General features: G+C 71.5%; 23 protein-coding genes. 9 read left to right on the top strand and 14 right to left on the bottom strand.

The window, feature by feature from the left end; translation table 11 throughout:
• Positions 1–24: 24 nt before the first annotated feature.
• Positions 25–939: an NAD-dependent epimerase/dehydratase family protein gene (locus tag AOA12_RS02755; RefSeq protein ID WP_054679832.1), complete on the top strand. Its 915-nt coding sequence runs from the start codon at positions 25–27 to the stop codon at positions 937–939.
• On the opposite strand, the gene AOA12_RS02750 is transcribed toward AOA12_RS02755, so the two are convergent.
• The 6 genes from AOA12_RS02750 to dctP are packed head-to-tail and all read right to left on the bottom strand — an operon-like array spanning position 931 to position 5975.
• Entirely contained in the window at positions 931–1686 is a 756-nt protein-coding gene (locus tag AOA12_RS02750; RefSeq protein WP_054679830.1) for an SDR family NAD(P)-dependent oxidoreductase, read from the bottom strand. The two genes, AOA12_RS02755 and AOA12_RS02750, sit on opposite strands and share 9 nt — an antisense overlap.
• Position 1687: 1 nt before the next feature.
• On the bottom strand, positions 1688–2005 hold the full coding sequence (locus AOA12_RS02745) for a 2Fe-2S iron-sulfur cluster-binding protein (protein ID WP_054679826.1): 318 nt from the start codon (positions 2003–2005) through the stop codon (positions 1688–1690).
• Positions 2002–3204 (bottom strand): cytochrome P450, encoded by a 1203-nt coding sequence (locus AOA12_RS02740; RefSeq protein WP_054679823.1) that lies wholly within the window; start codon positions 3202–3204, stop codon positions 2002–2004. The genes AOA12_RS02745 and AOA12_RS02740 overlap by 4 nt, the downstream gene beginning before the upstream one ends.
• Positions 3201–4442: an NAD(P)-binding domain-containing protein gene (locus AOA12_RS02735; RefSeq protein ID WP_054679819.1), complete on the bottom strand. Its 1242-nt coding sequence runs from the start codon at positions 4440–4442 to the stop codon at positions 3201–3203. Before AOA12_RS02735 ends, AOA12_RS02740 begins: the two co-directional genes overlap by 4 nt.
• 4 nt (positions 4443–4446) lie before the next feature.
• Positions 4447–4659: a ferredoxin gene (locus AOA12_RS02730; protein ID WP_231637164.1), complete on the bottom strand. Its 213-nt coding sequence runs from the start codon at positions 4657–4659 to the stop codon at positions 4447–4449.
• 5 nt (positions 4660–4664) lie between these two features.
• On the bottom strand, positions 4665–5975 hold the full coding sequence (dctP, locus tag AOA12_RS02725; protein ID WP_054679816.1) for a TRAP transporter substrate-binding protein DctP: 1311 nt from the start codon (positions 5973–5975) through the stop codon (positions 4665–4667).
• Between the two features lie 115 nt (positions 5976–6090).
• On the opposite strand from dctP, the gene AOA12_RS02720 reads away from it, so the two are divergent.
• Complete coding sequence (locus tag AOA12_RS02720) at positions 6091–7566, top strand: aldehyde dehydrogenase family protein (RefSeq protein ID WP_054679813.1); 1476 nt, start codon at positions 6091–6093, stop codon at positions 7564–7566.
• 80 nt (positions 7567–7646) lie between these two features.
• Here the strand turns inward: AOA12_RS02720 and AOA12_RS02715 are convergent, their stop codons facing one another.
• From AOA12_RS02715 to AOA12_RS02700, 4 genes are read right to left on the bottom strand one after another with little or no spacing between them, the layout of a single operon-like run.
• Positions 7647–8624 carry an NAD(P)H-dependent flavin oxidoreductase gene (locus tag AOA12_RS02715; RefSeq protein WP_054679809.1) on the bottom strand — a complete coding sequence of 326 codons (978 nt, stop codon included), beginning with the start codon at positions 8622–8624 and terminating at the stop codon, positions 7647–7649.
• A 54-nt stretch (positions 8625–8678) separates the two neighbouring features.
• Positions 8679–9527, bottom strand: a complete 849-nt coding sequence (locus AOA12_RS02710) for an alpha/beta fold hydrolase (protein ID WP_054679806.1) — start codon at positions 9525–9527, stop codon at positions 8679–8681.
• Positions 9528–9537: 10 nt separating this feature from the next.
• Entirely contained in the window at positions 9538–10320 is a 783-nt protein-coding gene (locus AOA12_RS02705) for an enoyl-CoA hydratase/isomerase family protein (RefSeq protein ID WP_054679803.1), read from the bottom strand.
• Between the two features lie 19 nt (positions 10321–10339).
• On the bottom strand, positions 10340–11158 hold the full coding sequence (locus AOA12_RS02700) for a FadR/GntR family transcriptional regulator (RefSeq protein WP_054679799.1): 819 nt from the start codon (positions 11156–11158) through the stop codon (positions 10340–10342).
• A 174-nt stretch (positions 11159–11332) separates the two neighbouring features.
• Between AOA12_RS02700 and AOA12_RS02695 the strand changes: the two genes are divergently transcribed.
• The 3 genes from AOA12_RS02695 (at position 11333) to AOA12_RS02685 (ending at position 14767) form a co-directional block, all read left to right on the top strand.
• Entirely contained in the window at positions 11333–12601 is a 1269-nt protein-coding gene (locus AOA12_RS02695) for an FAS1-like dehydratase domain-containing protein (protein WP_054679795.1), read from the top strand.
• A 64-nt stretch (positions 12602–12665) separates the two neighbouring features.
• Positions 12666–13433: an SDR family NAD(P)-dependent oxidoreductase gene (locus AOA12_RS02690; RefSeq protein ID WP_054679792.1), complete on the top strand. Its 768-nt coding sequence runs from the start codon at positions 12666–12668 to the stop codon at positions 13431–13433.
• A 68-nt stretch (positions 13434–13501) separates the two neighbouring features.
• Complete coding sequence (locus AOA12_RS02685; RefSeq protein ID WP_054679788.1) at positions 13502–14767, top strand: cytochrome P450; 1266 nt, start codon at positions 13502–13504, stop codon at positions 14765–14767.
• Here the strand turns inward: AOA12_RS02685 and AOA12_RS02680 are convergent.
• Positions 14764–15192 carry an HtaA domain-containing protein gene (locus tag AOA12_RS02680; protein ID WP_054679785.1) on the bottom strand — a complete coding sequence of 143 codons (429 nt, stop codon included), beginning with the start codon at positions 15190–15192 and terminating at the stop codon, positions 14764–14766. The two genes, AOA12_RS02685 and AOA12_RS02680, sit on opposite strands and share 4 nt — an antisense overlap.
• Positions 15193–15223: 31 nt before the next feature.
• Positions 15224–16246, bottom strand: coding sequence for an MBL fold metallo-hydrolase (locus AOA12_RS02675; RefSeq protein ID WP_054679782.1), 1023 nt, complete (start codon positions 16244–16246; stop codon positions 15224–15226).
• 79 nt (positions 16247–16325) lie between these two features.
• Here AOA12_RS02675 and AOA12_RS02670 point away from each other — a divergent pair, with 79 nt between their 5' ends.
• The 4 genes from AOA12_RS02670 to AOA12_RS02655 are packed head-to-tail and all read left to right on the top strand — an operon-like array spanning position 16326 to position 20730.
• The gene (locus AOA12_RS02670; protein ID WP_054679779.1) at positions 16326–17525 is read left to right on the top strand and encodes a cytochrome P450; all 1200 of its coding nucleotides are present in this window, start codon (positions 16326–16328) and stop codon (positions 17523–17525) included.
• Positions 17526–17560: 35 nt separating this feature from the next.
• Positions 17561–18325 (top strand): SDR family NAD(P)-dependent oxidoreductase, encoded by a 765-nt coding sequence (locus tag AOA12_RS02665; RefSeq protein ID WP_054679776.1) that lies wholly within the window; start codon positions 17561–17563, stop codon positions 18323–18325.
• Positions 18326–18371: 46 nt separating this feature from the next.
• Positions 18372–19652, top strand: coding sequence for a hypothetical protein (locus AOA12_RS02660; RefSeq protein WP_054679773.1), 1281 nt, complete (start codon positions 18372–18374; stop codon positions 19650–19652).
• Between the two features lie 19 nt (positions 19653–19671).
• Positions 19672–20730 carry an LLM class flavin-dependent oxidoreductase gene (locus AOA12_RS02655; RefSeq protein ID WP_054679770.1) on the top strand — a complete coding sequence of 353 codons (1059 nt, stop codon included), beginning with the start codon at positions 19672–19674 and terminating at the stop codon, positions 20728–20730.
• Between the two features lie 18 nt (positions 20731–20748).
• Here AOA12_RS02655 and AOA12_RS02650 read toward each other — a convergent pair whose 3' ends face one another.
• Together AOA12_RS02650 and AOA12_RS02645 are read right to left on the bottom strand one after the other, a co-directional pair.
• The gene (locus tag AOA12_RS02650) at positions 20749–21204 is read right to left on the bottom strand and encodes a MarR family winged helix-turn-helix transcriptional regulator (RefSeq protein ID WP_054679767.1); all 456 of its coding nucleotides are present in this window, start codon (positions 21202–21204) and stop codon (positions 20749–20751) included.
• A gap of 94 nt (positions 21205–21298) precedes the next feature.
• The gene (locus tag AOA12_RS02645) at positions 21299–22954 is read right to left on the bottom strand and encodes a flavin-containing monooxygenase (RefSeq protein WP_054679765.1); all 1656 of its coding nucleotides are present in this window, start codon (positions 22952–22954) and stop codon (positions 21299–21301) included.
• Positions 22955–22979: the final 25 nt, after the last annotated feature.

Raw genomic sequence — 22979 nt, 5'->3', positions numbered from 1 at the left:
ACCCGCTCGGCCGAGGGAGAAACGATGAAGAAGAAGCTGCTCGTCACGGGCGCGTCCGGACAGATCGCGGGCGCGCTCGCCGGCTCCCTCGCCGCGCGCGGCCACGAGGTCTGGGGCGTCGCCCGCTTCGGCGACGAGGAGCGGCGCCGCGAGATCGAGTCCCGTGGCGTCACGACGCGGCGCGTCGACCTCGCCGACCCCGACTGGAGCGGCATTCCCGCCGACTTCGACCACGTGCTGCACCTCGCCGTGCAGATGGGGCCCAGCACCGACTGGGACCGCGCGATCGAGGTCAACGCGCTCGGCACGGGCGCCCTGATCTCGCACTTCCGCGCGTGCGCGTCGATCCTGTCGATGTCGACGACCGGCGTGTACCGCCCCCATCCCGACCCCTGGCACCGCTACGTCGAGACCGACCCGCTCGGCGACCCGATCAGCCCCACGACGCCTACCTACGGCGTGTCAAAGATCTCCCAGGAGGCGGTCGCACGGTTCGCCGCGCGCGAGTTCGGCGTGCCCGTCGTCATCGGCCGCATGAACGCCTCGTACGGACCCGGAGGCGGGCTCGCGATGAAGCACCTGGAGAGGCTCCTCGCCGATGAGACCATCACGCTGCGCCATGACCCCGCCCCCAACCAGCCGATCTTCGAGGAGGACATCGCCGACCACGCGCTCGCGCTGCTGGAGGCCGCGACGGTGCCCGCGCTCATCGTGAACTTCGGCGGCGACGAGACCGTGACGGCGCAGGAGTGGATCCGGTACATGGCCGACCTTGTCGGAAAGACGCCCCGGATCGAGATCGCCCAGATCCCCGGCAGCCAGCCCGGCATCGCGCTCGACGTGTCCAAGCGCATCTCGATCACCGGGCCCGACCGGTTCCACTGGCACGACGGCATGCGCGCGATGGTCGAGTCGCGGCTGGCGCGCGCGTCACACTGACAGCTGGTAGCCGCCTGAGACGCGCAGGACCTCGCCCGTGACGAACGAGGCGGCGTCGGAGCACAGATAGCGCATGGCGGCGACGACGTCGCGCACCTCGCCGGTGCGGTGGACGCACTGCCTGTCGCGCGCGAACGTCGTGAACATCTCCTCGGGGAAGTCCTCGCGGATGCGCTCGGTCGCGATCAGACCGGGGGCGATCGCGTTGACCCGGATGCCGTCGGCCGCGAGCTCCTGGGCGAAGGAGACGGTCAGCCCGCGGACCGCGAGCTTCGACACGCCGTAGGCGTTCGCGCTGTTGAACCCGGCGACCGAGGAGAGGTTGACGATCGCCGCGCCGTCGCGATCCCCCATCAGAGGCCGGAAGGCGAGGGTGCACACGATCACGCCCATGACGTTGGTGTCGAACAGGCGGCGCGTCCGTGCGACGCCGAGCTCGCCGAAGGCGCGGTTGTACTCCGCGCTGTGCAGTCCTGCGTTGTTGACGAGGACGTCGACGCCGCCCCACTGCTGGCCGATCCGCCGTGCGACATCGGCGATACCCGCCTCGTCGGCGACGTCGCACCCGAACGGAAGGGCGTCGCCGCCCGCGTCCCGGATCGATGCGGCGATCCCGGCGGCGCGAACGCCGTCGAGGTCGAGCACCGCGACCCGGGCGCCGTCGGCCGCGAGATCGCGCACGAATGCCTCACCGAATCCCGCGCCCGCGCCCGTGACGACCGCGACCTTCCCCGCAAGGCTCGGCATGTCAGTACTGCGTCTCGGGCACGCGCACGACGACGGGAGCCTCACCGACCACCATCTGGCACGACAGCCGCGAGCCCTCCTCGCGCGGCGCGGCGGTGCCGTCGAGCATCTCGTCTTCGAACTCGTCGGGCTCGCCGAACAGCTCGCGGCACGACTCGTCGACGAAGACGTGGCACGTCGAGCAGCTGAGCTGCCCGCCGCACTCGCCGACGATCCCGGGCACCGCGTTGCCGATCGCGACGCTCATGACCGTCTGGCCCACGTCGCCCTCGACGACCACCGGCTCGCCGTCCGGCTGGACGAACTCGACCCTGGTCATGACTTCGCGACCCACAGCTTCTCGACGCCGTAGTTGGTCGAGCGGTCGTGCATGGGCACCTCGTCGACGGGGACCGCGAGGCGCAGGTCCGGGAAGCGCTGGAGGGTCTTCGTGAGCACCGAGGTGATCTCCGCGCGCGCGACGTTCTGCCCGAGGCACTGGTGCACGCCGAAGCCGAAGGCGACGTGGCGCAGCGCCTGGCGGTCGAAGTCGAGAGCGTCGGGGTTCTCATACATCCGCGGATCGCGGTTCGCGCCGACCAGGGAGAAGACGACGAGGTCGTCCTTCTCGAGGGGCGTGCCGAGGAACTCGAAGTCGGTCGCGGCGCGGCGCGCAAGGCCGAAGTGCACGATCGTCAGGAAGCGCAGCAGCTCCTCGACGGCCGTGCCCACGGGCTCGCCGCTCGCGAACGCGGCGCGCGCCTCGGGCATCGTCAGCAGCGTGAGCATCGACAGCGAGATCATCATCGTCGTCGTGTCGTGGCCGGCGACGAGCAGGAGCCCGCCGATGCGCACGAGGTCCTCGTCGGTGATCTCGAAGTCGGCCTCCTTCTGCTGCTGCAGCAGCTCGGCGAGGAGCCCCTTCGTCGCACCCTCGCTGCGCTTGCGCTCCAGGAGCGTGCGGATGTAGTCGAAGATCCACTTCTGGTCCTGCTCGCGCAGCGCCTGCGCGCGGTCCATGTCCATCATGTTCGCCGACACGGTGTTGAACGCCGCACGATCCTCGACGGGCACGTCGAGGATCTCGCAGATCACGAGCGACGGCACGCTCAGGGCCATGTCGGCCACGAAGTCGAACTCGTCCGGCCCCGCCGCGATGCGGTCGAGGTGCTCGTCGACCGTGCGATCGATGAACTCCTGCAGGTTCTGCCGGATGTAACGCACCGAGAAGCGCGCCGTGAGGAGCCGGCGGTACTTGTGGTGCTCCTCGCCGTCCATGTTCACGAAGGTGCCCGCGAAGGGCGTCTTGGTGTCGGGGTTCGCGTCGGCCACCTCGTACCGCGGGCGGCCCTGGGCGACGAAGTTCGGGTTGCCGAAGCCGGCGACGACGTCGTCGAACCGGGTGACCAGATACCCCTCCATGCCGTTGGGGAAGCGCACGCGCGCCATCGGGTCGCTCTCTCGGATCTCCGCGTAGATCTCGGGCGGGTCGAGCTTCGACGGCCGCTCCGTCGGCATGCGGTCCCACGTGGTCGTCATCGTCCGTCTCCTTCTTCTTCGTTCGCCGCGTCGATGCGGGCCTTCGCCGCCTGGATGCCCCGGTTGACGGCGCTGGACTTCGCCCAGCCGATGTAGGGGGTGATCTGGAGCATGATCTCGTCGAGCTCGGCGTACGAGAACTCGCTGTTCACGAGCCCGCCGTACACCTGCGTCTCGATGAGGTCGCCCCGCCCGAGCTGGGCCGTCGCGCCCATGACGAGGAGGCGCCGCTCGCGCAGCGAGAGGCCGGGCCGGCTCCAGATCTCCGCGAACAGGTGCTCGACCGTCTCCCGGTTGTAGGGCGACCCGTCCTGCCGCACGGCGAGGTCGTGGAATCCGGGACCGTAGACGCGGTCCATCCATCGCCGCCCGGTCTCGTATGCCGACTCGTCCTCACGGGGCTCGTCGCCGAGGTCGTGCCGCAGGCCGAGGGTCTCGGCCCGCGTGCGGATGACGAACTCGGCGAGATCGGAGGGCGCCTGCGCCTCGCGCGCGAGCTCCACCGCGGCAGACAGGTCCTTCTCGATCAGACCCGACACCCGCTCCCGGCGCGGGCGGGTGCCCTCGCCGAAGCCGATCTCGTCCTCCAGCAGGAACATCGTGCGGCCGTCCGGATCGGCGGTCTCGATCGCCTCGCGCAGCCTGGCCGGGTCGACGCCGGCCGCCCGCAGCAGCCGCACGGCCGCCGAGGCGACGGTCCAGCTGCCGTAGGTGACGAGGTTGCGCGCGATCTTGGTCGCCATCCCCGCCCCGACGCCGCCGCAGCGCACCGCCGCGGCCGAGAGCGACGCGACGGCGTCGAAGACGCCGTCGCCCCCCTCCAGGCCGACCAGCGACACGACGCTGTGCGCCGTGTCGGGCGCCATGCCCGGCACGGTCGTGACGCCGCAGTCCGCGAACGCCACGCCGGCGCGGGCGCACTCCTCCGCGAGCTCTCGGATCGTGCCGAGATCCACCGTGCTCGTCACGGCGACACCGAGCCCCTCCCGGGCCGACGAGAGCACGCCCGCGTCGCCGAGGAGCGTCTCGCGCACCTGCGCGGCCGTGAGCACGCACACGATCACGACGTCGGCCTCGCGGCCGACCTCGGCGGGGCTGCCCGCACGCTCGGCCCAGGGCACGGCGGCGTACGCCTCGTCGACGACGTCGTACGCGACGAGCCGGTCACCGCGCTCGCGCACGCTCGCCGCGAACCTCCGGCCGATGTGGCCGAGGCCGATCACTCCGATGGTCGCCATGCGCTCACTCCTCGCCGACGGCGATCGCCTGCGCCGGGCACCGCAGCGCCGCAGCGGTCGCCGCCGCCTCGTGCTCGGCGGGCACCGGATCGATGAGCAGCATCGAGCGGCCCTCGTCGAGGTCCTGGTCGAACAGGTCGGGGGCGGCGAGCACGCACTGGCCCGCTCCGACGCATCGATCGCGATCGATGCGGACGTCGATGGTCGCGGAGGACACCGGCATCACTCCGGCCGGTCGGAGCTCTGCGCCTCGAGGACGAGCTCGGCGTACGCCTCGAACTCCTCGATCGTGGGCTCGGCGTCGGAGTAGGCGTCGACGAGACCCTGGTAGCTGTCGCCCCAGCCGTCATAGCCGGCGTCGTGGAGCCGGCCGATCCAGCGCTCGCCCGTCGTGCGTGCCGCGTCGGCGAGCGCATCGGGGTCGGCGAAGTGGCTCGACGAGCGGATCTCGCCCAGGATCTCCTCGTTCGCGGCGTGCAGCGCCTCGCGCGCCGGCTCGTCGAGCTCGAGGATGGAGCCGCCCGCGGCGTCCACGACGTCGAGCGCGACCTTGATCGTGGCGTAGTTCTGCGCGATGGTGCCCGCGATGTAGGTCGGCAGCAGGTCGAAGAGCAGCTGGCGGGCGACGAGCGGCAGCTCGTCCCACACGCGCTGGGCGACCAGCAGCGTGGAGGCGGTGAACGAGAAGGTCGACGGCGCGTCCATCACGACGTGCGGCGCGACCTCGATGATGCCGCCGGTGTTCGCGGCCTGCGGCCCGCTGAGCGCACAGTCGATGACGCCGCGCTCGAGGCCCTCGTACTGCTCCTGGTAGGACATCGAGACCGGCTCCATGCCGAGGGCGCGGGCCTCCGCAGACTTCACGCGGCCCGAGACGGCGATCTGCCCGCCCTGCAGCGCCGCGAGCGTGTCACGCGGCTCGGAGCAGAAGATGGCCGCGAGGTTGCCGCTCTCGACCCACAGCAGCGGCACGAGGCCCTCGGCCTCCCACTCCTCGCGGAACTCGGGGTGGCTCGAGGCGATCTCGGTGAGCGTGCCGGTGGTGGCCATGTAGCCGATCGGCGCGCCGACGCCGGCGACCGAGACGTTCTCGAGCATGGCGTTGGCGGGGAAGATGTCGGGGCTGTACCCGGCGGAGGCGAACGCGATGTCGAGGCGGCCGTCCTTCAGCGCGTTCGGGACCTCCGCGAACGGCGCCGCGGCGAGCGAGTAGGCGATGTCGAACGTGATCTTGCCGCCGCTCCACTCCTCGACCTGCGCGAGGTAGCGCTCGCGCGCCTCGTTGGTCAGCGAGCCGAGCGGACCCGCGAGCTGCGTGCCCAGGATGATCGGGTCGACGTCCGCGAAGGCGGCGATGTAGTCGTCCTTGCCTGCGCCGGCCGGGAGACCGCCGACGGCGGCGGGCGACGTGTCCTGCGGATCCGACGTCTCCGCCGGACCCTCGCTCCCGCCGGAGCATCCGGCCACGAGAACGGTGGACATGAACAGTGCTGTGACCGCGAGCGCCGAGCGCCCCCGTCGATGTGATCTCAAGTCCCAACTCCTTCGTCAGGTGTCGCAGGTATGAACCATATAGATTAATAAATGTACTGCATTGGGTCGCCGATGTCACACGGCGGCCCGGCACGGACCCAGCAAAGGAGCAGGCATGACCGAGAACAGGCAAGCCATCGACCGCACACCGCCCCCGGTGCACCTGCGGATCGGCGCGGAGCGGCGAACGGCCGGCTCCGGCGGCGCCCACGAGCACATCGACCCCGCGACCGGGGCGGCGAACGCCGCCATCCCCCTCGCGGGACCCGCCGAGGTGAACGAGGCCGTCGCCGTCGCGCAGGAGGCCTTCGAGTCGTGGCGGCGCACGAGCCCGGCGATCCGTCGCCGACTGCTGCTCACGCTCGCCGACCTCATCGAGCAGAACGCCGAGGAGTTCGCCCGCCGCGGCGCCCTCGACAACGGCACGCCGCTGCTCTACGGCCGCGGGTTCCCGATCAACGCGGCCGAGTGGACGCGCTACTACGCGGGCTGGGCCGACAAGATCCTGGGCGACGTGAACGGTCTCCCGACGGCGGACGGCGAGTTCGGATACACCATCGCCAAGCCCTATGGCGTGATCGGGATCATCATCACGTGGAACGGCCCGCTCATCTCGCTCGCGATGAAGATCCCCGCCGCGCTGGCAGCCGGCAACACCGTCGTGGTCAAGCCCTCCGAGCTGACCCCGTTCAGCGCCGAGCTGTTCGCCGACCTCGTCGAGCGCGCGGGCTTCCCCGCCGGCGTCGTGAACGTCCTGCCCGGCGACGCCGCAGCGGGCCAGGCCCTCGTCGAGCACCCGCTCGTGCGCAAGATCAGCTTCACCGGCGGACCCGCCACGGCACGAAGGATCCTGCAGTCGGCGTCGGCGACGATGAAGCCGACGCTGCTCGAGCTGGGCGGGAAGTCGGCCAACATCGTGTTCGACGACGCCGACCTCGACGACGCGTGCGCGATCGGCACGCGGTTCTCGCTCATCGCGCTCGCGGGGCAGGGCTGCGCCTTCGCCACGCGGATGCTCGTGCAGGACACGGTCTACGACGAGGTCGTCGCCCGCGTGACGGCGATCGCCGAGTCGAACCGTCCCGGCGACCCCTTCGAGGAGGGCGTGCTGACCGGTCCCGTCGTGAACGAGGACGCGGTCCACCGCATCCTCGGGATGATCGAGCGCGCGCAGCGGGACGGCGCGACCCTCGTCACCGGCGGCCACCGCATCGGCGGCGAGCTCGCGGACGGCTACTACATCGAGCCGACCGTCTTCACCGACGTCGACCCGCAGTCGGAGCTCGCGCAGACCGAGGTGTTCGGCCCCGTACTCGCCATCTTCCGCTTCCGCACCGAGGAGGAGGCGCTCGAGCTGGCCAACAGCACGCCGTACTCGCTCTCGTCGTACGTGCAGACCAGGGACCTCAACCGCGCGATCCGCCTCGCGACCGAGCTGCATGCCGGGCAGACGCTCATCAACGGCGCCACGAACCTGCGCGTCGCGCGCCCGTTCGGCGGCTTCGGCATCAGCGGCGTCGGCAAGGAGGGCGGCCGGCACGGCCTGGAGGAGTTCCTCCAGGTCAAGAGTGTCGGCATCGTCGTCGGCTGACGATCCCCGGAGGATGGAGAGGAGCGCCCTCGCCGATGCGAGGGCGCTCCTCTTCTTCGTACGTCCTCTTCCCGCAGGGCTCAGACGACGAGCGCGGGGAGGCGTCGCGTCATGATCTCCTCGGCGTCCGCGACGATCGTGCGCACGACGTTCTCGACCGAGTCGACGTCGTGGATGACGCCCTGCGCCTGGCTCGCCCACCACATGCCGTCCTCCATGTCGCCGGCGCCCAGCACGCGCTCGCGGCCGCGGACGCCCGCGGCCAGGTGGGCGACGTCCTTGAAGGTCGCGCCCGGACGGCGCCCGATCTCGGCGATCTCGAGCGAGATCGAGTTCTTGGCCACGCGCGACGAGTTCGAGAACTCGCGGAACACGATGACGGTGTCGGTCTCGTCGTTGGCGACGATCTGCCTCTTCACGTTCTCGTGCACGGGGGCCTCGTTCGTCGCGACGAATCGCGTGCCCATGTTCACGCCGCAGGCGCCCAGCGCCAGGGCCGCTGCGAGACCGGCACCGCTGCCGATCCCGCCGCTGGCGATCACGGGGATGTCGAGCGCGCGCGCCGCGGCGGGGATGAGCACGAGCCCCGGGACGTCGTCCTCGCCCGGCGCGCCCGCGCACTCGAAGCCGTCGATGCTGATGACGTCGACGCCCTTCCTCGCCGCCGAGAGGGCGTGCCGCACGCTCGTCGCCTTGTGGATCACCTTGACGCCGGCGGCCTTGAACGCCGGCAGGTGGGGGGCGGGATCGGCCCCCGCGAGCTCGACGACCTTGATCCCCGACGAGATGATCGCGTCGCGATAGGCCTCGTGCGAGACGGGCTTGAGCGTGGGCAGGATCGTGAGGTTGACGCCGAACGGACGGTCCGTCATCTCGCGCGTCCGCTCGATCTCGCGCACGAGGTCCTCGGGCGTCGGCTGCGTGAGGGCCGTGAGGAACCCGAGGGCGCCGGCGTTCGCGACGGCGCCGATCAGCTCCGCCTTGCCGACGCCGAGCATGCCCCCGCACGTGATGGGATGCTCGATCCCGAACATCTCCGTGAACTCTGTCTTCAGCATGGACACTCCGATGCGTCTCGCGTGGTCTGGATATATATAACTAATATAGCCCTTTTATCGCGAGCCTGCATCGATCGCCGAGGAGATGATCCGGGCCGTCGCCTCCGGCGAGTCGGCGGGAAGATGATGCCCGCCCCCGGGGACGACGTGCGTGTCGAGCGGCGCCGAGACGGTCTCCGCCAGCACGCGCGCGTACTCGGGCCCGCTGATGATGCCGCTCGCCGAGCCCCATGCCGCCGTGACGGGGATGTCGACGCGCGCGAGCCGGTCGAGGATGTCGTCGCCGACGAGCGGCGGGATCCCACGGTGGTCGTACTTCCACCGCCAGCCGCCCGGGGCGGGCTCGAGGGCGGCGCCGGCGAGCAGGCTCCGCAGCGGCTCGTCATCGAGCTGCTGCGGCGGCGACAGCCGGAACCTCTCGACGGCCGCCTCGCGGTCGTCGAACACCGCGGGCGACGAGCGCGTGCGCAGGGGCGGACGCTCCGTCTCGCCGCGCGCCCACAGCCGCGCCTCCAGCAGCACGAGCCGAGCGAAGCGGCCCGGCGGCGCGATCGCGGCGGCGACCGCCGCGATCCGCCCGCCCATGCTGTGGCCGACGAGCACGACCGGTGCGGAGGACGAGAGCTCGCCCGCGACGTCGATGACCTCGCCGGCCCACGTGTCGGCGTCGTACCGGTCGCGGTGCGCGCTGTCGCCATGACCGCTGAGGTCGAGCCAGGCGACCCGGCAGCGGGGTGCGAGCAGCGGCACGACCCGCGCCCACCAGTGACGGTGCGCGCGGCTGCCGTGCACGAGCAGCACCGGCGGCCCGTCGGGCGCCCCGCCGATGCCGTAGGAGATGCGCGCACCGCCGCTGACCACGGTGCCCGTGACGGGCAGCGGCGCGACCGGTTCGGTCGTCATGCCGCCCCGCTCAGGAGCGACGGCTCAGGCGAGCGGTCGCCTCGGCGAACTCGGGGCTCGTGAGGAGCTGCCCCTGCTGCGCGCCGAGCGTCGCGAACTCCTCCTCCAGTCCGTGGTCGACCCGGCGGCGGAACGCCGCCTTGGTCCGCTGCAGCGCGAGGGGCGGCAGCAGCGCGAGCCGTCGCGCGGTCTCGACGGCGAGGCCACGCACGTCGCCGTCCGCCGCGATGCCGTTGACGAGGCCCCACGCGAGCGCGGTCTCGGCATCGACGCGACGGCCGAGCAGCAGCATCTCGGCCGCCCTGCCCGAGCCGATCACCTCGGGCAGGCGATGCGCGCCGGCCATGCCGGGGATGAGCCCGACCTTGAGCCACGTGCTCTCGAACTGCGCGTCGGGCGCCGCGTACCGCAGGTCGCAGGAGAGCGCCAGGTCGAGCCCCGCCCCGAGGGCATGCCCGTTCACAGCGGCGATGACCGGGACGGGCGCGTCGCGGATCGCGCGCACGAGACCGTGGAAGCTCGTGTAGATGGCGTCGGAGACGATCGCGCTGCCCTCGGCGGCGATCGCCTGCAGGCTGGGGAGGTCACCGCCCGCGCAGAACGACGGGCCCTCGCCGGCGATGACCACGGCGCGCGCGCCTGCGCCCCGTGCCCCCGTGACGGCGGCGCGCAGCGCGTCGACCGTGCCGACCGTGAGCGCGTTGCGGCGTTCGCTGCGGTCGAGGACGAGCAGGCGGATCTCGCCGGCGTCCTCGATCCGCACGTCCGCGATGGGTGCGGGGGCGTCTGTCATCTTCTCTCCTCTGGTCGGCTCAGTCGAACAGCTCGACGATCGACTGCGACTCGCCGCGGCCGGTGAGGATCTTGCTGGAGACCTCCATGTGGGTCTGCCAGTGATCCGCGGCCGCCGACGCGTCGCGCTGCTCGATCCGCTCGATGAGCTTCTGATACGAACGGAGCGACTTGCGCACCGTCTCGGCCGTCTGCGGATGATCCACGGTACGGACCACCGTCTCCTCGGCATGGCGTTCGATGATCTCGCTCAGCAGGGACCATTGCAGGTACAGCGCACGGTTGCGCGACCGCTCCACGAGCATCTGGTGGAAGCCCAGCGACAGGTCCGACCACTCCTTGAGCGCCGCGGGATCCTTCTCCCTGACGGCGGGCACGAGGTCGGACATCTGGGTCATGACGTCGTTGAGGTCGATGAGATCCTGCTTCACGCGCCGGCCGGCGAGCAGGCGTGCGGCCGCGACCTCGGTGACCGATCGTGCCTCGAAGATCTCGCCGATCGTCGTGCGCTGCATCTGCAGGAGCAGTCCGACGTAGCGGGTCGCCGTGGACAGCTCGGGCGTCATCACCTGCGCCCCGCCGCGCGAGCCGCGGCGGATGCTGATGAGCGACTCCGTCTCGAGGATGCGGAACGCCTCGCGCAGCGTCGGCCGCGAGACGCCGAACTGCGCCATCAGATCGGCTTCCGAGGGCAGCGAGTCACCCTCTTTCAAGTCGCCCTGGACGATGCTCTTCCGGATGCTGGCGGCGATGATCTCGGCCGTCTTGGGCGCCCTGACCAGCCGGCCCACGTTCAGCACGCGACCGCCGGCACCATTCGGGGATTCTGCGAGAGACATAAGAACCCACTCCTCACGTTTGGTTAAGAAGGTTACCTGGGTAAGCCCTTGGGAAGGAGTCACCGGCACCCCCGGAATCTTGCGTCGCGTGCTCGAACCATCCTATATAGTAAAATGATTCTACTGAGGTTGCTGGATGGCCCCCATGGTCACGAGTGCAAGGAGAGACCATCAATGTCGAACGTCACCGAGGCCACGGAGTCCACGTCCACGCGGTTCCAGGAAGCCGACATCGAGCAGGCGCAGAAGCTGGTCGGGGCCTACTTCCCCACCCAGAAGCACGAGCACTTCCGCACCGCCACCCCCGACGTGATCCGCAACTTCGCGACCAGCTACGGCGACGACAACCCGCTCTACACGGATGACGAGTACGGCGTGTCGACCCGGTGGGGCTCGCAGATCGCGCCGCCGCTCATCGGCGTCGCGGTCAACACGGCGCTGGAGGGCGACCGACGGCCCAAGGAGCTGCGGCGCCCGGCGTTCCGCAACATCCAGGTGTTCGTCTCGGGCAGCTCGTGGGAGCACCACCGCCCCGTCCTCCCGGGCGACCGGCTCTTCCAGTTCGAGGGGTTCGAGAAGGTCGAGGTCAAGGAGTCGGAGTTCGCCGGACGCTCGGTCATCGTCACGCGCCGCCACGTGCGCATGAACCAGGATGCCGACGTCGTGTCGGTCGCGCGCATGATCGCGATCCACACCGAGCGCGCGGGCGCACGCGACGACTCCAAGCGGCCCGCCTTCGAGCCCGCCCGCTACTCGGCGGCCGACATCGACGAGCTCGACGCCGCCTACGCCGCCGAGCGTCCCCGCGGCGCCGAGCCGCGCTACTGGGAGGACGTGCAGGTCGGCGACGCGATCGAGCCCCGCGTCAAGGGGCCGCTCACGACGACCGACATCGTCGTGTTCCACGCCGGCGGATACGGCTTCACCCCCTACGGCCTCTACACGTCGCGCCTCGCGTTCGCCAACCGCCGCCGCATCGGCCCGTTCTACGTGCCGAACGAATACGGCATCCCCGACGTCGCGCAGCGCGTGCACTGGGACGCCGACTGGGCGCGCTCGGTCGGCACCGCGACCTCGTACGACTACGGCATCCTCCGCGACACCTGGCTGAACCACGCGCTGACCGACTGGATGGGCGACGACGGCTGGATCGTGCGGTTCAGCAGCCAGATGCGCAAGTTCAACTACCTCGGCGACGTGCACCGCATCACGGGCGAGATCGTCGCGAAGCGCGTCGACGACGGCGGGCGTCATGTCGTCGACGTCGAGCTGCGCGGCACGAACCAGCGCGGCGAGGTGACGTGCCCCGCGACCGCGACGATCGCCCTGCCCACGCGCAGCGGCGGACAGGTCGTGCTCCCGCCCGTCGATCAGGCGACCGCCGACATGGCGGCGGAGTTCATGGCCCGGCACCGCGAGCTGCTCGCAGCGCAGCGGGGCTGAGCACACGCGGCCCGGCACTCCGCCGAGGCCGTCCCGCGCAGAACCGGCAGTTCGAAGGAGAACCATGGTGACACCCACATCCGCTCAGCGCTTCGACGGGCGCACCGTCGTCGTCACGGGCGCCGGCAGCGGCATCGGCAGGGCGACGGCCGAGCGCCTCCTCGCGGAGGGCGCGACCGTCGTGGCCGGCGACGTGAACCAAGAGCGCCTCGACGAGCTCGCGGCCGCGGCGGCGACCGAACGGCTCGTCGTGCGCGCCGGCGACATCACCGACCAGGCGCACATCGACGAGCTCGTCGCGCTCGCGGGCGACGAGCTGTTCGGCCTCGTCAACAACGCGGGGATCATGGACGGCTTCGTCCCCACGGGCGAGATCCCCGACGACCTCTGGGAACGCGTCTTCGCCGTCAACGTCACGGCGCCGATGAAGCTGATCCGCGCCGCGTTGCCCGCCATGCTCGAGAGCGGCGACGGCCGCATCGTGAACGTCACGAGCGAGGCCGGCACGCGCGCCGGCGCGTCGGGCACGGCCTACAGCGCATCGAAGCACGCCGCCGTCGGCCTCACGAAGAGCACGGCGTTCTTCTACGGTCCCCGCGGCATCCGCTGCAACGCGGTCGCGCCCGGCCGGGTCAAGACGAACATCCGCGACACGGCGGCCCCGAGGTCGCCGTGGGCGTGGGACCGCGTGCAGCCCGTGATCGCGCCCGTGCTGGAGCCTGCCGCCGATCCCGCCGAGCTCGCCGCGGTCATCTGCTGGCTGCTCAGCGACGACTCGTCGAACATCAACGGCGTCAACCTCTTCTCCGACGCCGGCTGGTCGACGATGTAGACCCCTCTGGTCGGAGCACCACCGCCCCGCCTGCACACCCATCACGACACAGTTCAAAGGAGAGCTCCATGTCCCTCGTCACCGATGCCGAGACCTTCGAGTCGCAGGTCCAGCGGCTCTACGCGTCCGACCCCGCGCTGATCGCCGACCCCTACCCGCTGTACGCCCGCATGCGGCGCGAGCACCCCGTGTTCCGCATGGGCCCGCTCGTGAGCGTCGCGACCTACGACGGCGTCAAGCACGTGCTGGGCCATCCGGAGGTGTTCTCCTCCGAGCGCGCCGAGAGCACCGCCTTCGTCGCACGCCGCGACGAGCTGACGCCCGAGCAGCGCGTCAAGTTCGACGAGTTCCTGGCGTTCCTCGGGCTGTGGCTCCCCTTCAACGACGAGCCGGCGCACTCCGAGATCCGCGGTGCCGTGCGCGAGGCGTTCACGCCGCGCAAGGTCAACGAGATGCGCGAAGAGATCCAGGCGATCGTCGACGAGCTGCTCGACCGGGCCGCCGCGCGCGGCGAGCTCGACCTCGTGCCCGACTTCTCCTACCCGCTCCCGCTGCGCGTCGTGAGCGCCCTGCTCGGGGCGCCGCAGGAGCGGATGGCCGACATGCGCGAGTGGAGCGATCAGATCGCGATCGCCGTCGGCACCAACTTCTCCAACATCGACGCCGCGCACGCGGCGATGGAGAGCTTCCGCGAGCTGGTCAGGGATATGGTCGCCGCACGCCGCGCCAGCGGTGACGCCTCGGGCATCTTCGGCGCGCTCGTGCTGCCCGAGGGCGACGCCGCCATCAGCGACGACCAGATCGTGTCGATGTGCGTCCTGCTGCTGTTCGCGGGGCACGAGACCACGACGAACCTCATCGGCAACGCCCTGCTGGCGCTGTTCGAGAACCCCGACCAGCTGCAGCGGCTGCGCGAGGACCCCGCCCTCATCCGCGGCACGATCGAGGAGATCCTGCGCTACAACAACGCCGTGCAGGTCGCGCACCGCACCGCGATCGCCGACACCGACATCCTCGGGTTCCCCGTGAAGAAGGGCGAGACCGTCCGCGTGCTGTTCGGCGCGGCGAACCGCGACGAGTCGGTGTTCGACGACGCCGAGCGGTTCGACATCGCCCGCAAGACCTCCACGCGCCACCTGGGCATGGGCTACGGCATCCACAGCTGCCTGGGCATCTGGCTCGCCAAGCTCGAGGTCGACATCGCCCTGACCACGCTGCTCGACCGTTTTCCCGACCTGCGGCTCGATGCGAGCGAGGTCGCCTGGAACCCCGTGCTCACGCTGCACGGCGCGAAGAACATCCGGTTCGTGCTCGGACCCGAGCGTCAGCGCTAGCCGGCGCCGATCCGCACGGGATCGATCGCCGTTCCCGCGAAGTACTGCGGGCCGAGCACGTCGGCGCCGCGCGGCAGCAGCTCCGCGGTCCATGCCGCGTCGCCGGCCGGCGTGAGCCGGGCCATCGCGACGCGACGGTCGTCCATCGGGCTGAAGACGGTCAGCAGCGCCCCCTCGACGTCGCTCTCGACCCACGGGTCCGACAGCTCGATGCGGAGCATGCCCTCGTGCGCGGTGAACTCCAGGCTTCCCCGGAACCGCCGCACGCCGTCGGCGCCGCTCCCGTCGGCGGCGAAGACGAAGACCTGCTCGTCGTCTGCCACGGCGCCGTCGAACGCCCGCAACAGGCCGTCAGGCACGCCGGCGACGTACCGGACGAGACTGCGCTTGACGCCCCAGCGCAGAGGGGCCGCGTCGCCGCTCATGATCCGATCCTAACGAACACGCGCGCCGTCCTCAGCCCGCCACGACCGCGTCGTCGTGCCACTCCCACCGCCGCGGAGAACCCGCCGCGGGCCCCAGGCGCCCGAACTCCAGCCCGGGGAAGTGGGTCGACCCCACCCACGCCTCGGTCGTCTCGATCAGCCGCAGGAGGTCGCGCTTGGTCGCGTCGGCGCGCACCCGGTCGACGTCGGCGTTGATCCCGAAGCCGGGAACGGTGAGCTCCAGGGGACAGTGGATCGTGTCGCCCGTGACGATGCCCCGCTCGCCGCGCGACGACAGCACGACGAGGGCGTTGCCCGGCGTGTGCCCCGGCGCGTGCACGAGGTCGACGCCCGGGGCGATCGTGCGGTCCGACGACCAGGGCTCCAGCCGGGAGAGGACGGGCTCCATCCGCTCCCTCGTCGGGGCGACGCCGTACATGAGCATGAAGTGCCGCTCGTCGTCGGCGTGCTCCCCCAGGAAGTGCGCGACGTCCTCTTCGTGCGCCCACACGCGCGCGTTGGGGAAGAACGGGCGATCTCGGTGCGAGACCCACCCCATGTGGTCGCAGTGCAGATGCGTGACGACGACGTCGGTCACGTCGGCGGGCGCGACTCCCAGGAACGCGAGCGAGTCGGCGAGGTGCCCGTACTCGACCGTCTCGGCGGCGAGCCCGCGCAGGCGCCGCTCGATCTCCGCGTCGGCGCGCCCGAGGGCGCGGAAGCGCTCCCGGTAGGCCTCAGCGAGGGCGCGATCGCCCGGGTCGGGCACGTGCACGCGGGAGGGGGCCTCGTGGGGACCCAAGCCGGCGTCGAGCAGGATCACGCGATCGCCGGTCCGCACGAGGTGCGCGCCGAACCAGACGTCGAGACCGCCGTCGCCGGGCAGATACCGGCGATGGTCCGCGAGCTCCTCCTCGGGGAGGGCCGAGACGCCCGGCGGCTCCTTGATGCGCGTGCGGCCGTCGTAGACCGCCCGCACCTCGAGGTCGCCGATCGCGACGACCCGGCGGCTCGCTGTGCGACGCGACGCGTCGGGTGACTGCTTCCGTGTCATAGAAGTAGTATACCTAGTTTAATTATTTGTGCTACTGTCCCAGAACGTCCCACAACGAGGTGAAGACACGGAGGCACCCATGTCGGAGAACCCTGCGACGACGATGTTCACGTCGCGCCGCGACCTGAACGACCGCTTCACGCCCGCGTGCGAGCTCGCGGACGCCCGCGATCGCGGCGAATGGCCCGAGATGAGGTTCCGCCTGCCGCAGTACACCGAGGACTTCCGCGCACGCGGCGTCACGCGCGTCGACGAGGTCCGCCAGGTGCTCGGGAGCCCGGACTTCGTGATGGGGCTGACCGGCGACCGCTCCCCCGGATCGCTGGCCGGACAGCCGGGCGTGCTCCTCTACACGAACGGCGCGGAGCACGCGCGCCTGCGCCGCATGCTCGCCCGCTCGTTCACCGTGCGGCGCGTGGAGGCGCTGCGGCCGCGGATCGAGGAGATCGTCGCGCGTCTCCTCGACACGATCGACACCCCGCGTCGGCAGGCCGACCTGTTCGCCGAGTACGCCCTGCAGATCCCCACCCAGGTCATCTGCGAGCTGCTCGGCGTCCCCTACGAGGACCGCGCGGAGTTCCACGCGTGGGCGCCAGTCATCATGGACCTCGGCCAGTCGCGCGAGACGGTGACCGCCACGATCCGCGCCGTGCACGACTACGTCGCGGTGCTCGTCGAGGCCGCACGCCGCGCGCCCGGCGACGACCTCATCGGCGCCCTCGTGCGCGACCACGGCGAGAGCCTCTCCGACGAGGAGCTCATCGGCCTCGCGATGTTCGTCTTCATCGCGGGCCACGACACGACGTCCAACATGATCTCGCTGAGCATCGTCGCGCTGCTCGACCACCCCGATCAGCTCGCCGCGTGGCGCGACGACGACGGGCTCACGAAGGGCGCCGTCGAGGAGCTGCTGCGCTACGTGTCGTCGAGCACCTCGCTGCCGAACCGCCTCGCGGCCACCGAGACGCACGTCGGCGACCGCGTCGTGCAGGCCGGCGAGCGCGTCGTGGTGTCGCTCGTCGCCGCCAACCACGACCCGCAGCTCGTCGGCGCGTCGTCCGGCCTCGACATCCGCCGGTCGCACGTGCGCCACGTCGCCTTCGGCTACGGCGAGCACCAGTGCCCCGGACAGCACCTCGCCCGACTGGAGATGTCGATCGCGATCCCCGCGGCGCTGCGCCGCTTCCCCGGGATGGTGCTCGCAGTGCCCAAGGACGCCCTCGGCTGGCGCCCGCACGCCTCCGTCTACGGCCTCGCAGAGCTGCCGGTGCGCTGGTGACCGGCGACGGACCGGCCCGCCCCGAAGGAGAGAAGATGACCCTCGACACCCGCTCGCGCCGCTTCGCCGGCAGAACCGTCGTCGTGACCGGCGCGGGCTCCGGCATCGGCAGGACCACCGCGATCCGGCTCGCCGGCGAGGGCGGCCGCGTGGTCGCTGTGGACGTCGACGGATCCCGCCTCGAGGCGCTCGCCGCCGAGCATCCCCTTCTCGACCTCGTGACGGTCACGGCCGACCTGACGGACGAGGACGACGTGCAGGCGGTCTTCGCCGCCGCGGGCGAGACGGTCGACGCCCTGGCGAACGTCGCGGGCGTCATGGACCGGTTCCTCCCCCTGCACGAGCTCGACGACGCGACGTGGAGCCGCGTCATGGACGTCAACGTCACCGCCGTCATGCGGATGTGCCGCGCGGCGATCGTGCGCATGCTGCCTGCGGGCCGCGGCGCGATCGTGAACATCAGCTCCGAGGCCGGCATCCGCGGCTCGGCCGGAGGCCTCGCCTATACGACGTCCAAGCACGCCGTGCACGGCATCACCCGCAACTGCTCCTTCATGTACGCGGACAAGGGCATCCGCGTCAACACCGTGGCGCCGGGCCCGACGAGCGGGTCGAACATCGACCCGACGCGCGGCTCCGAGTACGGCGCGGCGTACATCGACCACATCCAGCGGACGATCATGCCCCCGTTCGCGCGCTCCTCGGCGCTGGCCGCCTCGATCGCCTGGCTGCTCAGCGACGAGGCCGAGAACGTCACGGGCGTGCTGCTGCCCTCCGACGGCGGCTGGTCCGCCATCTGATCGCGCCACACCACCCGATGCACCCCACCTCCGAGAGGACAGTCCCATGTCGATGAAGACGAAGAGCGGCCGGGCGGCCGCGGGAGCGGCGGCGCTCGCCGCCGCGACGGCGCTCGTGATCAGCGGCTGCGCGAGCGGCCCCGACCGGGCGGCGGACCCGCCCGCCGAGAGCCCGTCGGCCGGCGGCGTGCCGTTCGGCGCGTCGATCGACGAGTATCGCGCCGCGTTCGCCGGCCTCGAGCCGATCGCCCTCACCGTCCAGATCGACGGGCCTCCCGGCGGGATCGCGGGCGTCGGGCGCGCCGCCTACTTCGAGGCTCTGGAGGAGTGGTCCGACGGCAGGCTCGACGTCGAGATCTTCTACGCGACGGCGATCGCGGGGCCGACCGAGGTCGACGATGCGCTCGCGGACGGCCGGCTCGACATGGTCAACATCCTGCCGACGTACCAGCCCGACGTGCTCGCCGAGAACGCCGCCGTCTCCGAGCTGGGCTTCGCCGGGCCCGGCGGCCTCACCGGTGCACTGGTCTGGTCGGCATGGATGACGGAGGTCGTCTACGCCGACCCCGCGTATGCGCAGGAGTACGAGGACCTCGGCGTCAAGATGCTGCTGCCGAACGTGCCGCAGTGGGCGACGTTCTCGCAGCCGCTCATGTGCGCCGGCGCCCCGCGGCAGAGCCTCGACGAGATCGCGGGGGCACAGGTCGCCGCGAGCGGCGCGGCGAAGTCGGCGCAGGTGGCGGGCCTCGGCGCGACCCCGGTCTCGATCCCGTGGCTCGAGCAGTACGAGGCGCTCGAGCGCGGCGTCGCGAACTGCAGCGCGTCGAGCATCTCGGCCGCGGCCAGCGGGCTCTACGAGGTCGCCCCGCACATGACCCTCGACACCGAGGTCACGTTCGCGGCCGGCGGTCCCGTCATGGCGATCAGCCTCGACACGTGGGAGTCGCTGCCCCTCGTCGCGCAGCAGCTCGTCTTCGACCGGCTGGACGTCCTCATCCACGAGGAGCTCCTCGCCGGCATCCGGAACGTCCAGGAGGTCGTCGACGCGGCCGCCGCGCTGGGCGGCGAGCTCGTGCCCTACGCCGACGACGCCCGCGCGGCGTTCCAGGCCACCGACCTGAGGCTCCTCGACGCGTTCCGCGCCGACGGCGTCGACGTCGACGCGGTCGTCGCGGCGGCCGAGAAGTGGGAGCGGATCGTGGGCGAGCTCGGATACGGGTTCGGCGACGACCTCCGCGCGGTGCTCGCCGAGGCCCGGGAGGTCGACTCGGCCGCCTACATCGACCGGCTCTTCCAGGAGGTCCTCCTGGCGCACCGTCCCGAGTGAGCAGGGAGGACGGACGAGGATGAAGCTCGGCATCGAGATCGACTGGCAGCGCGCCCGGTTCGACGTCAACAGAGAGCGGCTCGTGCTCGCCGACGAGCTCGGCTACGACATCGTGTTCGCCGCGGAGTCGAACGGGTCGGACGCGCTCACGCCCCTCGGCTACGCGCTCGCGGCGACCGAGCGCATCGGCGTCGGCACGCGGATCGCGCAGAACACGGCACGCACCCCGTCCGCGCTCGCCATGGCGTTCCAGACGCTGCGGCACATGGCCGGCGACGAGCGGCCGATCATCGCCGGCCTCGGCAGCTCCAACCGCGTCAAGACCGAGGCCTGGCACGGCGTCGGCTGGACCTCGCCCTACTGGCGGATGCGCGACTACGTCGCGATCATGCGCAAGGCCTTCCGCGGCGAGCCCGTGACGCACGAGGGACGCGTGCTCTCCGTGCCCTACCGGGGTCCCGGCGCGCTCGACGACGCGGAGCCGCTCGAGCCGATCCTGCAGACCGATCCGGACATCCCGATCATGTTCGGCGGGGGCACGGAGCTCATGCTCCGCAACGCCGCCGAGATCGCCGACGGGCTCCTGCCCAACGGGGGATGGTCGCCCGGGATGACGAGCGTCTACCGGCCGCTGATCGAACGCGGGCTCGCGCGGCGCGAGAACCCGCCGGCTCCGGAGGACTTCCCGATCTGGGCGCACGTCGACGTGCTGGTCACCGACGACGTCGCCGCCGGCATCCGGGGCTTCAAGCGCTACGTCGCACGCTGGTGCGGCGGCCATCCGGGCCCCGGCGGGCAGCGCGAGCTGATGACGTGGCGCGGGTTCGGCGAGGCCGCGGACCGCATCGTCGAGCTCTACCGGGCGGGCCGCGTCGACGAGGCGGAGGCGGCCGTGCCCGACGAGTACATCGACCGCTGCTGGCTCATCGGATCGCTCCCGCGCATCGTCGCGCGCTGGCGCGCGGAGTGGATCGACGACGGCTGCAACCTCATCGTGCGCACCGACAACTGGCCCGGCGCCGTCCCCGCCGGCAACGAGGTCTACGCGCCTCTCATCCGCGCCCTCCGCGAGGCGTGACGGCGGTGCGCCGCCGCATCAGTCCGCGCGGCGCACGATCTCGGTCGCCCTGCGCAGGATCGCGTTCTCGCGGGCGCTCAGCGCCGGGAGCACGTCGTCGAGCCGGCCGAGGAACGCCCGGAAGTCGGCGATGCCCGCGTCGGTGATGCGCGCGAGCTGCGCGCGGCCGTCGCTCGGATCCGGTCGCCGCTCCACGAGCCCCTCGGCCTCCAGGACGACGAACACCTTCGCGACGCCCGCCTGGCTGATCTGCTCGTACGCGGCGAGATCCGACAGCCGCGTCTCGCCGAGGTACGCGAGCGCGCCGAGGATGCGATACTGCGCGCTCGAGCGCTCTCCCTCCGCACGCCGCGCCGCGCGCCGGTAGAGCCGATAGCTCTCGTTGACGAGCACCTGCAGCGCGCTGCGCTCGTGCACCTCGCGGGTCCACTGGCTGCCCGACGCGTCGGCGCCCGGATCTTCTGCTGCCGTCATCGACCAGAGGCTCCTTCCCCGCCACGCAGGCGTGGCCTCGGCTGCCAGCGTAGCGAGGAAGGGCGCGGATCCGAACTCCGCGCGAGGCGCGGCGTCAGCCGGTCGCGACGCTCTCGCGCGGCGACGCGGCCGACCCCGCGGGGTCACGCAGCACGAAGCCGGGATAGCCCGCCGCGGCCTCGTCGTCGCAGATCCCGCGATACCTGTCGGTGCCCGCGGCGAACATGACGAAGCGACGCGGCTTTCCCGGCACGTTCGAGCCCAGGTACCAGTTGTCGGTGCGCGCGAACATCGTGTGCGCGCCGATCTCGTCGATCTGCCGCGCCCACGCGTCCTCGGCCTCGGCGCGCGCCTCGATCTCGGCGATGCCGTCGCGCTCGGCCCGGCGCAGCAGCTCGGCGAGCCAGTCGACGTGCTGCTCGATGGAGTGCACCATGTTGCTCAGCACCGACGGGCTTCCGGGCCCCGTGAGCACGAACATGTTCGGGAAGCCCGACACGGCGATGCCGAGATAGGCCGTGGGGCCCGCCGACCAGTGCGCGGTCAGCGGCACGCCGTCCCGTCCGCGCAGGTCGATCGCCGCGAGCGGCCCGCTGAACGCGTCGAACCCGGTCGCGAGCACGAGCACGTCGGCGGGCACCTCGCCGGAGGCGAGCTCGACGCCGCCGGGGCGCAGCCGCACGATCGGGTCGCTGCGCAGGTCGACCAGGCGCACGTTGTCGCGGTTGAAGGTCTCGTAGTAGCCGGTCCCCACGCACGGACGCTTGCCGCCGAACGGATACGTCACGGGCGACAGCAGGCGGGCGACCTCGGGGTCGTCGACGGCCGCGCGGATCTTCTCGCGGATGAAGTCGGCGAGGTAGCCGTTCGCGACGTCGTCGCGCTGCGTGTCGGCGAAGATCCGCGACATGCCCACGCCGCCGACCTGCCAGCCCCGCTCGAACGCCTCCCGCCGCTCCCGCTCGTCGACGTCGACGGCGTTGCGCGTCGGCGTCGGGCCGGGCTGACCGGTCGGCGAGCGGTGCGCGAGGTCGCGACGCTCCGCGTACGCGGCCTTCTCCGCGGCCAGCTCCTCCGCCGTCAGCAGGCGGTTGCGGGCCGGCAGCACGTAGTTCGGCGTCCGCTGCAGCACCGTGAGCGACGCGGCCTCTGCCGCGAGCTCCGGGATGACCTGCACCGCCGACGAGCCCGTGCCGACGACGACGACGCGGCGTCCACGCACGTCGACCGGCTCGTGCGGCCAGCGCCCGGTCTGCAGCACCGTGCCCTCGAAGTCGTCGATGCCCTCGATCGCCGGCTCCAGGGGCACCGAGAGGGTTCCCGTGGCCATCACGAGATAGCGCGCCGTCCAGTCCTCGCCGCGGTCGTCGCGCACCCGCCAGCGTCGTGCGCGATCGTCCCAGTGCGCCGCGACAACGCGCGTCGAGAACCGGTACGACCGGCGCAGGTCGAACCGGTCGGCGACGTGCTCCAGGTAGCGGAGGATCTCGGCCTGCGCGGCGTACCGCTCGCTCCAGACCCATTCCTGCTCCAGCTCGGGGCTGAAGGAGTACGAGTAGTCGAGGCTCTCGACGTCGCACCGCGCCCCCGGGTAGCGGTTCCAGTACCAGGTGCCGCCGACGTCGTCGGCGCCTTCGAAGCCCTGGATCGACATCCCCAGCCCGCGCAGGCGATGGGTCATGTACAGGCCGCTGAACCCGGCTCCGACGACGACCGCGTCGACGGCGTGCGGTGTGTGGGTGGCGGTCATGTCCGTTCCTCTCCTCGTGGATCCG

This window comes from Microbacterium sp. No. 7 (assembly GCF_001314225.1).
Classification (GTDB): Bacteria; Actinomycetota; Actinomycetes; order Actinomycetales; family Microbacteriaceae; genus Microbacterium.
This window is presented reverse-complemented; position numbering and strand designations above follow the sequence as displayed.